The organism is Kribbella sp., assembly GCF_035687465.1.
In the GTDB taxonomy this organism is placed as follows: Bacteria; Actinomycetota; Actinomycetes; order Propionibacteriales; family Kribbellaceae; genus Kribbella.
Genome location: NZ_DASRXP010000322.1, coordinates 1 through 15,337, shown reverse-complemented (window position 1 = coordinate 15,337; position 15,337 = coordinate 1). Strand labels below are relative to the sequence as shown.

At 67.4% G+C, this 15,337-nt stretch carries 14 protein-coding genes; 4 read left to right on the top strand and 10 right to left on the bottom strand.

The window, feature by feature from the left end; all coding sequences use genetic code 11:
* Positions 1-5: 5 nt before the first annotated feature.
* Positions 6-767, bottom strand: coding sequence for a D-Ala-D-Ala carboxypeptidase family metallohydrolase (locus tag VFG33_RS16615; RefSeq protein ID WP_325053775.1), 762 nt, complete (start codon positions 765-767; stop codon positions 6-8).
* A gap of 210 nt (positions 768-977) precedes the next feature.
* Between VFG33_RS16615 and VFG33_RS16610 the strand changes: the two genes are divergently transcribed.
* Entirely contained in the window at positions 978-1,511 is a 534-nt protein-coding gene (locus tag VFG33_RS16610) for a SigE family RNA polymerase sigma factor (RefSeq protein WP_325053774.1), read from the top strand.
* On the top strand, positions 1,508-2,911 hold the full coding sequence (locus VFG33_RS16605) for a hypothetical protein (RefSeq protein WP_325053773.1): 1,404 nt from the start codon (positions 1,508-1,510) through the stop codon (positions 2,909-2,911). The genes VFG33_RS16610 and VFG33_RS16605 overlap by 4 nt, the downstream gene beginning before the upstream one ends.
* 8 nt (positions 2,912-2,919) lie before the next feature.
* On the opposite strand, the gene VFG33_RS16600 is transcribed toward VFG33_RS16605, so the two are convergent.
* The gene (locus VFG33_RS16600) at positions 2,920-3,672 is read right to left on the bottom strand and encodes a sugar phosphate isomerase/epimerase family protein (RefSeq protein WP_325053772.1); all 753 of its coding nucleotides are present in this window, start codon (positions 3,670-3,672) and stop codon (positions 2,920-2,922) included.
* A 108-nt stretch (positions 3,673-3,780) separates the two neighbouring features.
* On the opposite strand from VFG33_RS16600, the gene rarD reads away from it, so the two are divergent.
* On the top strand, positions 3,781-4,689 hold the full coding sequence (gene rarD, locus VFG33_RS16595; protein WP_325053771.1) for an EamA family transporter RarD: 909 nt from the start codon (positions 3,781-3,783) through the stop codon (positions 4,687-4,689).
* A gap of 135 nt (positions 4,690-4,824) precedes the next feature.
* Positions 4,825-6,900, top strand: a complete 2,076-nt coding sequence (locus tag VFG33_RS16590) for a PhoX family protein (RefSeq protein WP_325053770.1) — start codon at positions 4,825-4,827, stop codon at positions 6,898-6,900.
* A gap of 63 nt (positions 6,901-6,963) precedes the next feature.
* Here VFG33_RS16590 and VFG33_RS16585 read toward each other — a convergent pair whose 3' ends face one another.
* The 8 genes from VFG33_RS16585 to VFG33_RS16550 all read right to left on the bottom strand — a co-directional run.
* Positions 6,964-7,980: a polyprenyl synthetase family protein gene (locus VFG33_RS16585; protein ID WP_325053769.1), complete on the bottom strand. Its 1,017-nt coding sequence runs from the start codon at positions 7,978-7,980 to the stop codon at positions 6,964-6,966.
* The gene (gene nuoN, locus VFG33_RS16580) at positions 7,977-9,503 is read right to left on the bottom strand and encodes an NADH-quinone oxidoreductase subunit NuoN (protein WP_325053800.1); all 1,527 of its coding nucleotides are present in this window, start codon (positions 9,501-9,503) and stop codon (positions 7,977-7,979) included. The genes VFG33_RS16585 and nuoN overlap by 4 nt, the downstream gene beginning before the upstream one ends.
* A gap of 80 nt (positions 9,504-9,583) precedes the next feature.
* Positions 9,584-11,107 carry an NADH-quinone oxidoreductase subunit M gene (locus tag VFG33_RS16575; protein WP_325053768.1) on the bottom strand — a complete coding sequence of 508 codons (1,524 nt, stop codon included), beginning with the start codon at positions 11,105-11,107 and terminating at the stop codon, positions 9,584-9,586.
* A complete protein-coding gene (gene nuoL, locus VFG33_RS16570) occupies positions 11,104-12,975 on the bottom strand; it encodes an NADH-quinone oxidoreductase subunit L (protein ID WP_325053767.1) in 1,872 nt (623 codons plus the stop codon). Before nuoL ends, VFG33_RS16575 begins: the two co-directional genes overlap by 4 nt.
* Positions 12,976-12,986: 11 nt before the next feature.
* Positions 12,987-13,286, bottom strand: a complete 300-nt coding sequence (gene nuoK / locus VFG33_RS16565; RefSeq protein WP_325053766.1) for an NADH-quinone oxidoreductase subunit NuoK — start codon at positions 13,284-13,286, stop codon at positions 12,987-12,989.
* Positions 13,283-14,140, bottom strand: coding sequence for an NADH-quinone oxidoreductase subunit J (locus VFG33_RS16560; protein ID WP_325053765.1), 858 nt, complete (start codon positions 14,138-14,140; stop codon positions 13,283-13,285). Before VFG33_RS16560 ends, nuoK begins: the two co-directional genes overlap by 4 nt.
* Positions 14,137-14,685, bottom strand: a complete 549-nt coding sequence (nuoI, locus tag VFG33_RS16555; protein ID WP_325053764.1) for an NADH-quinone oxidoreductase subunit NuoI — start codon at positions 14,683-14,685, stop codon at positions 14,137-14,139. Before nuoI ends, VFG33_RS16560 begins: the two co-directional genes overlap by 4 nt.
* A partial coding sequence (locus VFG33_RS16550) for a complex I subunit 1/NuoH family protein (RefSeq protein WP_325053763.1) occupies positions 14,678-15,337 on the bottom strand: 660 nt, incomplete at its 5' end. The genes VFG33_RS16550 and nuoI, both read right to left, overlap by 8 nt.

The following is a 15,337-nucleotide window of genomic DNA, read 5'->3' as shown; positions in this document are numbered from 1 at the left end:
GAAGGTCAGATGCCGCAGTTCGGGGCCGACCAAAAGTTGCTGGTCCTGATGTCTAGGTGGGTGTGGTCGTTGTGACCGGGGTAGCCGGGGCCGAGGATGCCGCCGAAACCGTGGTAGCGCGCCTGCTTGGCCAAGGTGCAGAACGAGTGGACGCCGACCAGATCGGCGGACCGGCCGTACAGGTGCTGGCTGTTGCTCGCGCCGCCGACCGCGTTGTTGCAGGGGACGCTGCGGAAGCCGCTGGTGATGTTCAGCGCCTGGTCGCCGAGCGCGTGCCGCATCGCCTCTAGCTGCCACATGGTCTGCAATGCGTTCGCCCTGGTCGCGGCTTCGGACAGCGGGCCACCGTCGTACCCACTGCCGCCGCAGCCGTCGTCGAGCTCGGCGTAAGTGAAGTGGATGGGCGTACAGTCATCGTCCTGCAGCGCGTAGATCTTGCTGAAGGTCGCCTGGCCGGCGATTCCGTCCGCACCCAGCCCGTACGCCGACTGGAACCGTTGCACCGCCGCCTTGGTGGCCGGCCCGAAGGCACCGTCCGCCGCGATATGACCCCCGTACGCCGGATAGCCGGCGACCCGGATCTGCAACTGACGGACATCCTCGCCACTGGCGCCTTCAGCCAGAGTGCGGCTCCACGTGTAACAACCGTCGGCATGGGCCTCGGTCGCCGTCACCACCGAGGTGACCACTGTCGTGCCGAGCATCGCCGCGAACAGGGCGAGCACGGCCAGGATCCTGGGCAGGGGTTTGCTGATCAGCTGGGACATCGGAGTACCTCCGGGGACGCGATGGGGCGAAACGCGTTGTCACCCGCCAGCTTGCCGCCACAATCTGCCGCTTGACCAGGGCCTGAAGAAACTTTTCTACGACATCGGCGTGTACACCGGGCAACCAAACCCGGGTTCCAACTGGTCAGCCATGATGTGACCATCGATGAGAGCACGCTCACCGTGCGTGCCGGGGGAACGGGGCGACCGGTGACATCTGCGGAGAGCTTTGACGCTTTCGTGCTGGCGAGGTCGCGCAGACTGCTGCGCACCGCCTACTTGCTGACCCAGGATCACGCCCTGGCCGAGGACCTGGTGCAGACCGCGCTGGCCAAGGCGTGGTTCTCCTGGACCCGGATCGAGGGCGGTGACCCGGAGCCCTACGTCCGCAAGATCATGGTCAACACCTTCGCGACCTGGTGGCGGCGCCGCTGGAACGGTGAACACCCGACCGACGAGCTGCCCGAGGTCGCAGTACCGGCTGAATCCAGCGAGCGCACCGATGTCTGGCAAGCGCTGCAACGGCTGCCGCGGCGGCAGCGGGCCGTCGTAGTACTGCGCTTCTACGAGGACCTCTCCGAGGCCGAGACCGCCCGGGTGCTCGGCTGCAGCGCCGGCACGGTGAAGAGCCAGACGAGCAAGGCCTTCGCCAAACTCCGCCTCGACCCTGCCCTGCTCTCCGATCCCTCCGGCTCCCCTGCCGAACCCTCTGGCTCCGCGGCCGACCAGGAGACCCTCCGATGAACCTCACCGACCTGCGCGCCGAACTGACCAACCGCGCGTCCGAGCCCGACGACCGGCCTACCGACCTGCTGCCCGGCGTCCACCGCAAGATCACCCGGACCAAGCGCCGCCGCGTCGCCACCGCCGGCGCCGCCGTCATCGCCATCGCGGCACTGGCCTTCGTCCCTTCCCTCACCAACAACACCGCTCCGGAGCCCGCCCAGCCCCCGGCCGACTACACCAAGGACGGCATCACCCTGGTCGGCGTCGATGGCGACAACAGGCTGGAGAAGGGCTGGATCGGCAGGGAGGGCGAATCCGAGCTCAGGTTCCAATGGACGCCGACCAGTCACAGCATCGCGCTGTATCCCTACTGCCGATCTCTGAACGGCCGCTCGCTGGTCATCCAGTTCAACGGCCGCCAGGCCACCAACGAGCAATGTGCCGACAGCGGGACCGCACCTGAGCATTGGGTTCCGCTCGACGTCGACAACAGCATCTGGCTCGACGCGCCGGTGGGGAAACCGATCCAGGTCACGGCCCACATCGTCGACGACGCGGGCCGGATCATCCAGGACGAGACGACCCAACTCGCCGTCGGCCTCTACACCACCCCCGAACTGCAGCTACCAGGAGCACCGAACCGGATCGCGCCGGAGAGCCCGGATGACTTCGTCAAGAACGACATCCGGTACCGCGCCAAGGTCGGCGGCGACACCCTCAAGGCGGCCACGATCGGCGATCGCGGCCAGACGACACTGAAGTTTCGCTACACCGCCAGCGGCGCACCTGTGAGTTTGCGGACCTTCTGTACTGCGAACACCGCGGGCGCCGGCGAAGCGGAGTACCAGCTCTCCATCCAGATCGGCGGCGTCGGCGAGCGTGGGCCGAGTTGCGGTGGGAGCTCGACCTCGACCGACGCCGGTGGGAGCGGAGGTTCAACGCTTGCGGACGCCTTCAAGGCCGGCCAGACCTACGACATCACCGTCAGACTGCAGGACCGGAACGGCAAGCCGGTCACGATGCCGCAGGTCTACCTCGGCCTCGGCATCTACGAGAAGGGCGCCCAGCGCACCGTTGACGGCACATCCTTGGACGAGGTGGTCGAGCAGGGCGGCTACACCTACAAGCTCGGCGAGGTGAAGACCGTCGACGCCACGAAGACCAAGGTCCTGAAGATCGACACCCCAGCCGACAAGCCGTACCTGATCACCTACGGCAGCTCGGATCTCGGCCCCAACGGCGGCACCGTCACCCTAGGCCTGGACGGCGAGGACACCGGAGGAAGCTTCGGCTCAGGCGGCGCCGGCTTCGGCACGACGGGCCAACCCGCCGGCCCGGCCTCCGCCGCAACCCTCACTCTCGACGGCACCGCCACCAAGGGCAAACTCATCCTGGCCATCTACCTACCGACCGAGTAGGGCCGGCGTCAGACCCAGGAATGGAGGTTGGCGGCGTCGGTGGTCAGTTGGGCGATCGAGTCGTCGGCGACGAACTCGAGCAGGGCGTTGATCTCCCGGGGCTCAGCCGCCAGGCGGTCCAGCACCGGGCGCCAGAGGGACTCGCGGGCCGCCAGCGGCAGACGGTTGTTGGAGGGCCACCAGGAGAAGACGTGGACGGTGCTGAGCCACGGCATCAGCGCCTCCAGTTGCTCCAGGCACTCCACATCGTTCAGATCCACCGGCGGTTGCCAGTACGTCGTGAGGTTGGGCGCACCGACATCGAGCAGCAGTGTGATGGTGGAATCCACCTCGTCGGTCAGCGTGCCCCGATGGAACTCCATCGCGATCTCGATCCCGGACCCGGCCGCCACATCCGCCAGCTCGGCCAGCCCCCGGGTCACGGCCATCCGGTCGCCCACCCCGGCTTCCGCAGTACCGACTGTCCCCGCCCAGACGCGGATCCGGGGAGCTCCCAGTTCGGCGGCGGTGGTGACCGCAGTACGGATCTCTTCGCGGTCGACACTGCCGGCCCGCAGGTAGGAACCGTAGGCCGCCACGGCCAGCCCGTTGTCCTCGCAGAGGGCGCGGGCCTTGCGCGCAGCCGGTAGATCACCGAGCGGCACATGGACGTCGCCACCCCATTCGACGGCGGCCAGCCCTGCCTGCACCGCGACCTCGACGACCTCCTCGACAGCCAACTGACGGAACGTCACCGAGACCAAACCGGTCCTCACACCCACGCGTGCCTCCTCGTGTCTCTTCCCCTATCCAACCTCATCGGTCCAGCGCGTCTCACGTCATGAGCAAAGTGATTGGACGGCACTGACGGAAGGCCTACACTCGCAGACGTGCCAGAGCAGCGGAGTGGGATGATCTACGGCTTCGCCGCCTACCTGCTGTGGGGGATCTTCCCGCTCTACTGGAGATTGCTGGACCATTCCGGCGCACTCGAACTGCTGGCCCAGCGGATCCTCTGGTCGCTTGTCACGATCGCCTTACTGGTTCTCGTACTACGACGCTTCGGTCAGGTGCGGGCGCTGCTCGCGGAGCCCCGGCGGAGGTGGTCCCTGGTCGCCGCCGCGTTCCTGGTCTCGATCAACTGGGGCGCCTTCATCTGGGCCGTGAACCACGACCGGGTCGTCGAGACGTCGCTGGGGTACTTCATCACCCCGCTGTTCACCGTGCTGCTCGGCGTCTTCGTCTTGAAGGAGCGACTCAGGGGCGCCCAGTGGATCGCCCTGGCCATCGCCTTCGTCGCCGTGGTCGGGCTGACGATCGAGAACGGGCGGCCGCCATGGGTGGCGATCATCCTGACCTTCTCGTTCGGGTTCTACGGGCTGGCCAAGAAGAAGGCCGGCGCCGGCGCGCTGGAGGGGATGGCGATCGAGTCGGCCACGGTGGCTCCGCTCGCGCTGATCACCGTTGTGGTGCTGGGATTCCAGGGCCAGTCGACGGTGACGCACGACGGTCCGGGCTACCTGGCGCTGGTGCTGCTGACGGGACCCATCACCGCAGTACCGCTGCTGCTCTTCGGGGCCGCTGCGACCCGGATCTCGATGACCACGCTCGGATTGCTGAACTACATCGCACCGATCATGCAGTTCGTCATCGGGGTCCTGATCTTCCACGAGCGGATGACGCCGATGCGGTGGGCCGGATTCGGTCTGGTCTGGCTGGCGCTGGTGATCTTCACCTGGGACGGGCTCACCCGCCGGCGGCGTACGGTGGCACTCGAGGTGGCCGCTTCCGCAGCGTGACACTATGAGCGCCGATTGCTACTAAGGGCAACCTAAGCCTTATGGCGTTCATCTAACCTTCACCCGGCTCCCTTCTCGGCTCCTTAGCCTCGCGGCGTCCGCTGCAATCCTTTGCGAGAAGTCGGAGTACTGCGAGTGAGCCCCAAGCTGCTGCCGCTGATCAGTCAGATCGGCACCCGTCACGGATCCCGGTCCTACCGCACCTGTGAACTCAAGTGCGCCAACCAGTGTGACCACCCCGAGCCGAACACTTCCGGCAACGAGCACATCCAGACCGTGCTGCGGTCGGCCTTCTCCCGGCGCGGGATGCTGAAGGTCGGCGTCGCGGGTGTCGCGGCCGCCGGGGTCGGCGCGCTGGTCTCGAGGGGCAACCCCGCCGCGGCGAACTTCTCGACCATCGCGGGCGGCGACAAGGGCAACGGTGCGTTCCCGGGCTTCGGCAGTGCCGGCCGGGGCGAACTGAGCCACAGCGTGGTGCCGCCGAGCCGCAAGGACGACATCGTCATCCCGAAGGGTTACCAGCAGGCCGTCATCATCGCCTGGGGCGACCCGGTGGTGCCGGGCGCGCCGAAGTTCGACGTGAACAGGCAGACGCCCGAGGCACAGGCCAAGCAGTTCGGCTACAACAACGACTACACGATGATCGTGCCGCTGCGCGATGACCGGAAGGCGTTGCTGGTCTGCAACCACGAGTACACCGACGAGAACCTGATGTTCCCGACCGGCAAGTACGACGCCAAGACGATCGCGAAGATCGGCCTGGCCGCGCACGGCATGTCGGTGGTCCAGATCGACCGGGTCTCCCGCACCGGCCAGTGGCGCCGCGACAGCCACGCCGGCTCGTACAACCGCCGGATCACCGCCACCACCAAGTTCGACGTGGTCGGCCCGGCCGCCGCCGACCCCCGGGTCGGAAAGGTTGCCTACGGCACCTTCGGGAACTGCGCGGGCGGCGTCACGCCGTGGGGCACGATCCTGTCCGGCGAGGAGAACTTCAACGGGTACTTCGATGTCACCGGCACCGTGCCGGCGGAGTACGTCGACAGCTACAAGCGGTACGGCGTACCGACGACCGTGACCAAGTCCGCACGGCGGTGGAGCATCGTCGACGAGCGCTTCGACCTGTCCAAGAACCCGACCGAGGTATTCCGCACCGGCTGGATCGTCGAGGTCGACCCGTACGACCCGAAGTCGACGCCGAAGAAGCGCACCATGCTCGGCCGGATGAAGCACGAGGGCGCCACCACGACCATCACCGCCGACGGCCGGATCGCGGTCTACCTCGGTGATGACGAGAAGGGCGAGTACATCTACAAGTTCGTTTCGACCGGTACGTACGACGAGAACAACCGGAAGGCGAACTTCCGCCTGCTCGACGAGGGCACCCTGTACGTCGCCAAGTTCACCGGCGACGGCGCCGAGGACGGCCTGTTCGACGGCACCGGCCAGTGGATCCCGCTGACCACGGACAAGAAGTCGTTCATCGACGGCCTGTCCGTCGCGGAGGTACTGATCAACACCCGGGCTGCCGCCGACAAGGTCGCCCCGACCCGGATGGATCGCCCCGAGGACGTCGAGCGCAACCCGATCAACGGCCGGATCTACGCGGCGCTGACGAACAACGACACCCGCGGCTCCAAGTTCCCGGCGGACGAGGCCAACCCGGTCGTCACCTCGCACACCCGCGACACCCTCGACGGCCCACTGATCGAGAAGGCCGGCAACCGCAACGGCTACATCCTGGAGCTCACCGAGGAGGGCGACGACGCGGCCAAGACCGGCTTCTTCTGGACCCTGTTCCTGGTCTGCGGCGACCCGACCGCCCAGGAGACCTACTTCGGCGGCTACGACAAGTCGAAGGTCAGCCCGATCTCCTGCCCGGACAACGTCGCCTTCGACGGCTCCGGCAACCTGTGGATCTCGACCGACGGCAACGTGCTCGGCTCCAACGACGGCATCTTCACCGTCCCGGTGGCCGGCCCGAAGCGCGGTCAGGTGAAGCAGTTCCTCTCGGTACCGTTCGCCTCCGAGGCCTGCGGCCCGCTGGTCAGCGAGGACGACAAGACCGCCTTCGTCGCCGTCCAGCACCCGGGCGAGACCGACGGCGCCACCTTCGAGAAGCCCACCTCGACCTGGCCGCACACCCACAAGTTCCCCCGCCCGGCAATCTCCTGCGTCTGGCGCAAAGACGGCGGCCGCGTAGGCAGCTGATTTCCACGCTTACGTCCGAAGAACCGTAGGGCAGGACCCTCGGTTCTTCGGACGTAAGGGGTTCTAGACGGAGCGGGTGACGACCAGGTCGCAGAGGGATTCGAGGGCCGAGCGGGGTGGGCCTTCGGGGAGGTCTTCCAGCAGTTTGCGGGCGTCGTTGGCGCGGCGGCGTACGTCGTCCTCGGCCTGGCGGAGGGAAGAGTGCTCCCGCAGTACTGCGAGGGTCTCGGCCAGCCGGGCGTCGTCGGTCAGGTCGGAGTCGAGGAGTTCGAGCAGCCGCGCGTCGGCCGGGTCCGTGGCGTCGGCCTGGGCGCGGAAGATCAGCACGGGCAGCGTCGGAACACCTTCCCGCAGATCGGTGCCGGGCGTCTTCCCGGACTGACCGGACTCCGACGTCACGTCCAGGATGTCGTCGGCGAGCTGGAAGGCGACGCCGATCTCCTCGCCGAAGGCTCGCAAGGTCTCCTGGATCTCATCGGAGGCACCGGCGAACCGGGCACCGAAGAGAACCGAAGTCGCGATCAGCGAGCCGGTCTTGTCCGCGACCACCGAGAGGTAGTGCGCGAGTGGGTCCTGTCCCTCGGTGACGCCGAGGGTCTCCCGGATCTGGCCCTCGACCAGCCGCCCGAAGGTACGGGCCTGGATCCGCACAGCTTCCGGCCCGAGCGAAGCGACCAGGTCGGAGGCCCGGGCGAACAGCCAGTCCCCGGTCAGGATGGCGACCGAGTTGTCCCAGCGCGCGTTCGCGGTGGACGCGCCCCGGCGCAGCGCGGCCTCGTCCATCACGTCGTCGTGGTACAGCGTCGCCACGTGGGTGAGCTCGACCACGACGGCGGCGTCCACCACCTCGGTGGCGGTCGGCGTCGGACCGAACTCCGCGGCCAGCAGGACCAGCAGCGGGCGGAACCGCTTGCCGCCGGCAACCATGACGTGCTGGGCCGCCTCGGTGACGAACGGGGCCTCGGACCGGGCGGAGTCGCGGAGCGCCTGCTCGACCGCGTCCAGCCCAGCACGAACCCGGGATTCGAGCGCCGCGTCGACGAACTCGAACCCCAGGCTCTCGGCGGGGGTCGGGCTCAACGGATGAACTCACCTGCTCGGGCCGCCAGGTCGAGCACCGGGCCGGGAACCAGCCCGAGCACCACCGTGGCGGCGAGACCCAGGGCCACCGCCGTCGTGGTCTGCCACCCGGGCAACGCCACGTCCGGGCTGTCGGCCGGCAGGTCGGAGAAGAACATCAGCACGATCACGCGGACGTAGAAGAACGCGGCGACCAGGCTGCACAGCACCGCCACCACGACCAGCGGCCAGGCGCCACCGGTCCAGGCCGCGGTGAACACGGCCCACTTGCCGGTGAAGCCCGAGGTCAGCGGGATGCCGGCGAAGGCGAGCAGGAAGAAGGCGAAGATGCCCGCGAGCAGCGGTGACTTCTTGCCCAGGCCGGCCCAGCGGGACAGGTGGGTGGCCTCGCCGCCCGCGTCCCGGACCAGCGTGACCAGGGCGAAGGCCCCGATCGTGGCGAAGCCGTAGGTCACCAGATAGAACAGCACCGCCTGGGTCGAGGTGATCCCGTGGGTGACGCCGCTGCTGGCCTGGGCCAGCCCGACGAACGCGGTCAGCAGGAAGCCGGCGTGCGCGATCGACGAGTAGGCGAGCATCCGCTTCACGTCGGTCTGGGTGATCGCCACGATCGAGCCGACCACCATGGTCAGGATGGCCACGATCCACATCATCGGCGCCCAGTCCCAGCGGGTCCCGCCGAGAGCGACGTAGAACACCCGCATCAGCCCGATGAACGCGGCGATCTTGGTGCAGGCGGCCATGAACCCGGTGACCGGGGTCGGCGCTCCCTGGTACACGTCCGGGGTCCAGGAGTGGAACGGGACCGCACCGACCTTGAACAGCAGGCCGACCGCGACCAGACCGGTTCCGGCCAGCAGGATGGCGTCGCCACCCGTCTGGGTGGCCAGCGCGTCCGCGATCCCGCCGAGCGACATCGTCCCGGCGTACCCGTAGAGCAGGGCGATGCCGAAGAGCAGGAAGGCCGAGGCGAAGGCGCCGAGCAGGAAGTACTTCATCGCGGCTTCCTGCGAGATCAGCCGGCGGCGGCGCGCCAGCCCGCAGAGCAGGTAGAGCGGCAGCGAGAAGACCTCGAGTGCGACGAACAGCACCAGCAGGTCGTTGGCCGACGCGAACAGCATCATGCCGCCGACCGCGAACAGCGTCAGCGGGAAGACCTCGGTGTGCTCGACCCGGGCTGCCGTGCCTTCGCGCTCGGCCTCACTGCCCGGTACTGCGGCCGCCTGGCCTGCGAAAGCGGACAATCCACCGTCGACCGAGCGTTCCGCGAACAGCAGCAGACTGATCAGCGTCAGTGCGAGCAACGTGACCCAGGTGAACAGCGCCGGGCCGTCCACCGAGATGGCGCCCTGGGCCGCGATCAGCTTCTTGTCGTCGACCATCAGCAGGATGGTCAGCACACCGGCCACGACCAGGCCGACGACGGCGATCGCCACCTGGACCATGTGCCGCAACGCGCGCGGCAGGAACGCCTCCGCGAGAACCCCGACGCAGGCCGCACCGAACACGACGAGCAGCGGCATCAACTCGTTGTACTCGATCTTCGGCGCGGTGAAGTCCGCCAACGGCGTCACCAGCACAGCCTGTGGCAACAGCTGGAAACTCACTTCTGTCCCTCCGTCACGGGGATCTCCGGGGCCTTGTCGCTGACACCCACGCGCTGCATCGTCGATTCCACCGCCGGCTTGATGATGTCGACCACCGGCTTCGGGTAGATGCCGAAGCCGACGATCAGCAGCACCAGCGGCGCGATCGCGAACACCTCGCGGAAGTTCAGGTCCTTGAGCTTCTCGATGCCGTCACGGACCGGACCGGTCATCAGGCGTTGGTACATGATCAGGATGTAGAGCGCGGCCAGCACGATACCGAGGACGGCGATCACCGCGATCACCTTGTGCTCGCTGAAGGTCCCGGCCAACACCATGAACTCGGAGATGAACGGCGACAACCCCGGCAACGCGAGGCTGGCCAGCCCGGCGAACAGGAACGTGCCGGCCAGCACCGGGGCCACCTTCTCCACTCCCCCGTAGTCCGCGATCCGGGCCGAACCGCGCCGCGAGATCAGGTACCCCGCGACTAGGAACAGCGCGGCCGTGGAGAGGCCGTGGTTGAACATGTAGAGCGTCGACCCGGTCAACCCCTGCGAGGTGAGCGCGAAGATGCCCATCACGATGAACCCGAAGTGCGAGATCGAGGTGTAGGCGATCAGCCGCTTGATGTCGGTCTGCCCGATCGCCACCAGCGCGCCGTACAGGACGCTGATCAGGGCGAGCACCAGTACCACCGGGGTGGCCCACTCGGACGCGTTCGGGAACAGGCCCAGGCAGAACCGGATCATCCCGAAGGTGCCGATCTTGTCCAGGATGCCGACCAGCAGCACCGACGTGCCCGGCGTCGCCTCGGCCGCGGCGTCCGGCAGCCAGGTGTGGAACGGCACCATCGGCGCCTTCACTGCGAACGCGAAGAAGAAGCCGAGGAACAGCCACCGCTCGGTGTTCTGGCTCATGTCGAGCTTGACCATGTCACTGAGCAGGTACGACGGGTCGCCGGCCTTGGCGGACACGACGTACAGGCCGACCACGGACGCCAGCATCAGCAGTCCGCCGAGCAACGAGTAGAGCAGGAACTTCACCGCGGCGTACGAGCGCTGGGCTCCGCCGAAGCCGCCGATCAGGAAGTACATCGGGATCAGCGTGGCCTCGAACAGCACGTAGAACAGGAACACGTCGGTGGCGGCGAACACCCCGAGCGAGAGCGCCTCCAGGCCCAGGATCCAGGCGAAGAAGGACTTCTCGCTCCAGCGGCCCGACTTCGCGTCGTTCCAGGAGGCGAGCAGCACGATCGGGGTGAGCAGCGCGGTGAGCACGATCAGCACCAGGCCGACCCCGTCCAGGCCGAGCGCGTAGTGCGCGCCGAAGGCCTCGATCCAGGTGTGCGTCTCCTCGTAGTCGGCGGCCCCGTTCTGGTGGTAACCGACCGCGATCACGATGGTCAGCGCCAGCGTGACCACCGAGAAGCCGAGCGCGATCTGCTTGGCCAGCAGCGCACTCGCCTTGGGCACGGCCATCGTCACCAGCGCCCCCACGAACGGCAGGAGCAGGAGAAAGGTCAGCCAACCGATGTTCACGACAACCTCACCGCGAGGAGGGCGACGACCACGAATGCGGCGCCGAAGACCATGCTGAGTGCGTACGAACGGACGAAGCCCGTCTGGAACCGGCGGAGCCGGCCGGACAGCCCGCCGAAGAGTGCGGCCAGCCCGTTCACCAGGCCGTCCACACCCCGGTTGTCGAGCCAGACCAGCGTCCGGGTGAGGTACTGGCCCGGGCGCATCAGGACCGCCTCGTTCAGCGCGTCGCCGTACAGGTCACGGCGGGCGAAGGTGGTGACCGGCGAGACCTGGACCGGCGCCTCGCGCGGGATGTCGCGGCGGTACAGGACCACCGCGATCGCGATGCCGACGGCAACCACCGCGAGGGTGATCAGCGTCATCACGGTGGCGCTGACCGGCGGGTGGTGCTCCTCGAGACCGACCACCGGCTCCAGCCAGTCGACGATCCAGTGGCCGGCGAAGTACAGCGCGCCGCCGCCCAGGGAGAGCGCGGCCAGCACGATCAGCGGACCAGTCATCACCGCGGGCGACTCGTGCGGCTTCACGTCCTTCTCCCAGCGCGGCTTGCCGAAGAAGGTCATCAGCATCAGCCGGGTCATGTAGAACGCGGTGATACCGGCGCCGAGCAGCGCGCACAGACCGATCACCGTGTTGTCCGCGAACGCGGCCTCGATGATCTTGTCCTTGCTGAAGAAGCCCGCGAACGGCGGAATGCCGAGGATCGCCAGGTAGCCGAAGGAGAAGGTCACGAAGGTGATCTTCATGTACTTCGCCAGGCCGCCGTAGTGCCGCATGTTCACGTCGTCGTGCATGCCGTGCATCACCGAGCCGGCACCGAGGAACATGTTGGCCTTGAAGAAGCCGTGGGTGAGCAGGTGGAAGATCGCGAACACGTAACCCGCCGGGCCGAGACCGGCGGCGAGCATCATGTAGCCGATCTGGCTCATCGTCGAACCGGCCAGCGCCTTCTTGATGTCGTCCTTGGCGCAACCGATGATCGCACCGACCAGCGCGGTCACCGTGCCGACGATGACGACGGCGGTAGAGGCTGCGTCGGTGACCTCGTAGATCGCGTGCGACCTCACCACCAGGTAGACGCCCGCCGTGACCATCGTCGCCGCGTGGATCAGCGCCGACACCGGGGTCGGGCCTTCCATCGCGTCCAGCAGCCAGGACTGCAGCGGCACCTGCGCGGACTTGCCGCAGGCCGCGAGCAACAGCATCAGGCCGAGCAGCGTGGCCCAGGTCGACGAGAGGTGCTCGGCGCCCGCGTTCACGGTGCCGAAGGCCGACGAGCCGAACAGCGCCCACATGCTCATCACCGCGAGCGACAGGCCGATGTCACCGACCCGGTTCACCACGAACGCCTTCTTCGCGGCGGTCGCGGCCGACGGCCGCTGCTGGTAGAAGCCGATCAGCAGGTACGACGCCAGACCGACGCCTTCCCAGCCCACGAACACCAGCAGGTAGTCGGCGGCCAGCACCAGCAGCAACATCGAGGCGATGAAGAGGTTCAGGTACCCGAAGAAGCGGCGCCTGCGCGGGTCGTCCGCCATGTAGCCGATCGAGTAGATGTGGATCAGCGAGCCCACACCGGTGATCAGCAGCACGAAGAGGATGGACAACTGGTCGACCAGGAGCGTCACATCCACATGGATGCTGCCGACCGAGAACCACTCGAACAGCTTGACCGTCTCGGACCGCTCCTCACCCTCGCGGCCCTGCATCTGGAAGAAGAGCAGGACCCCGCAGACAAAGGACGCCAGCGACGCCGCGGTCCCCAGCAGGTGACCCCACGCATTGGTGGCCTTGCCACCAAGCAGCAGGATCGCCGCGGAGACCGCAGGGATCGCGACCAGCAGCCACGTCAGCTCATGACTCATCGGTTATGACCTCAGTACTTGAGCAGGTTGGCGTCGTCGACCGAGGCCGAACGACGGGTGCGGAAGATGGCCATGATGATCGCCAGCCCGATCACGACCTCGGCCGCGGCCACCACCATCACGAAGAAGGCGGCGATCTGACCGTCGAGGTTGCCGTGCTGGCGGGCGAAGCTGACGAACGCGAGGTTGGTCGCGTTCAGCATCAGCTCCACACACATGAAGACGACGATGGCGTTGCGCCGCACCAGCACGCCGAGCGCGCCGATGCTGAACAGGATCGCCGCCAAGATGATGTACGGCTCGGTGCTCACAGCTTGTCTCCTTCACCGAATCCGGACAGGTCAGTGCCGGTGTTCTGCGGCGGGACCTTGTCACCGGGAGTGTCGCCCGGCCCACCTTCGTTGGTCCGGCGAACCGTCTCGATCTCGTCGCGCTCCTCCGCCTCGGGGAACACCGTGCCACGTGCCTGCAGCACTCGCGAAACCGAGGTCGGTGCGATCGATCCGTCCGGCAGCAGCGCCGGCGTGTCGACGGCGTTGTGCCGGGCCAGTACGCCGGGCGTCGGCAGCGGTCCGGGGTGGACGCCTTGTTCGGCGTACTTGCGGATCCGGTCCTCCGCGTGGTCGCGCTGGGTCTTCTTCTTGGTCAGCCGCTCCCGGTGGGCCAGCATCATCGCGCCCATCGCCGCGGTGATCAGCAGCGCCGAGGTCACCTCGAAGGCGAAGACGTACTTGCCGAAGAGCAGCTGGGCGAGCCCCTGCACGTTACCGTCCGGCTGGGCCTCGCCCAGGCCGACCGGGTCGCCGTACACGACGTTGCCGACGGCGAAGACCAGCAGGATGCCGATGCCGAGGAAGGCCAGGCCGGCCAGCAGCCGCTGACCGCGGATCGTCTCCACCAGGGAGTCGGACGCGTCGACGCCGACCAGCATCAGCACGAACAGGAACAGCATCAGGATGGCGCCGGTGTAGACGATGATCTGCACCGCGAACAGGAACGGCGCGTCCTGGGCCGCGTACTGCACGGCCAGGCAGACCATCACCGTTGCCAGCAGCAACGCCGAGTGCACCGCCTTGCGGACCAGGATCATCGCGATCCCGGCCAGCACCATGATCGGTGCCAGCATCCAGAAGGCGACCTGGCCGCCGGTGACCAGGCCGATCACTGGTCTCCACCACCCTCGGCCGGCACAGCCGCACCGGTCAGGCCGCGGTAGTAGTCCTTGTCGGTCGCGCCGAGCTGCATCTCGTGCGGCGGCTCCTGCATGCCGGGCAGCATCGGAGCCAGCAGGTCCTTCTTCTCGTAGATGAGCGACTCGCGGCTGGTGTCGGCCAGCTCGTACTCGTTCGTCATCGTCAGCGCCCGGGTCGGGCAGGCCTCGATGCAGAGCCCGCAGAGGATGCAGCGCAGGTAGTTGATCTGGTAGACGCGGCCGTAGCGCTCGCCCGGGGACATCCGTCCGCCCTCGGTGTTGTCAGCGCCCTCGACGTAGATCGCGTCCGCCGGGCAGGCCCACGCGCAGAGCTCGCAGCCGATGCACTTCTCCAGGCCGTCGGGCCAGCGGTTCAGCTGGTGCCGGCCGTGGAACCGGGGCGCGGTCGGCTTCTTCTCGAACGGGTACTGCTCGGTGAAAGTCTTCCGGAACATCGTCCGGAAGGTGACGCCGAACCCGGCGACCGGATCCCAGATGCTTTCTTTGACGCTAGCCACGGCTGCCTTCCTTGCTACGACTGTCAGTCTCGCTTCGGCTCGGAGTCTCGACGAGCGGTGGTGGGACCGGGAACCCGCCGGCGAAGGCATCGAACTCCTCCGGCTCAGGGGCGGCCTCCGGCTCCTTCTTCTGGGGCAGGAACATTGTGATCACGGCGATCAGCGCCACGATGGCCGCGGCCACCAGCAGGTAGTTGCGGTTGAAGGTGACCTCGCGGCCGACCGCGCGAACGGTGGCGACCAGGACGATCCAGCCCAGCGAGACCGGGATCAGGATCTTCCAGCCCAGCTTCATGAACTGGTCGTAGCGCAGTCGCGGCAGCGTTCCGCGCAGCCAGATGTAGAAGAAGATGAAGCACATCATCTTGCCGACGAACCACAGCACCGGCCAGTAGCCTGAGTTCGCGCCGTCCCAGATCGAGATCGGCCACGGAGCCCGCCAGCCACCCAGGAACAGCGTGGTCGCGAGCGCCGACACGGTCGCCATGTTGATGTACTCGGCCAGGAAGAACATCGCGTACTTCATCGACGAGTACTCGGTCAGGAAGCCGGCCACCAGCTCGCCCTCGGCCTCCGGCAGGTCGAACGGCGCCCGGTTCGTCTCGCCGCTCATCGAGATCACATAGATCGCGAAGGACGGGAACAACAGGAA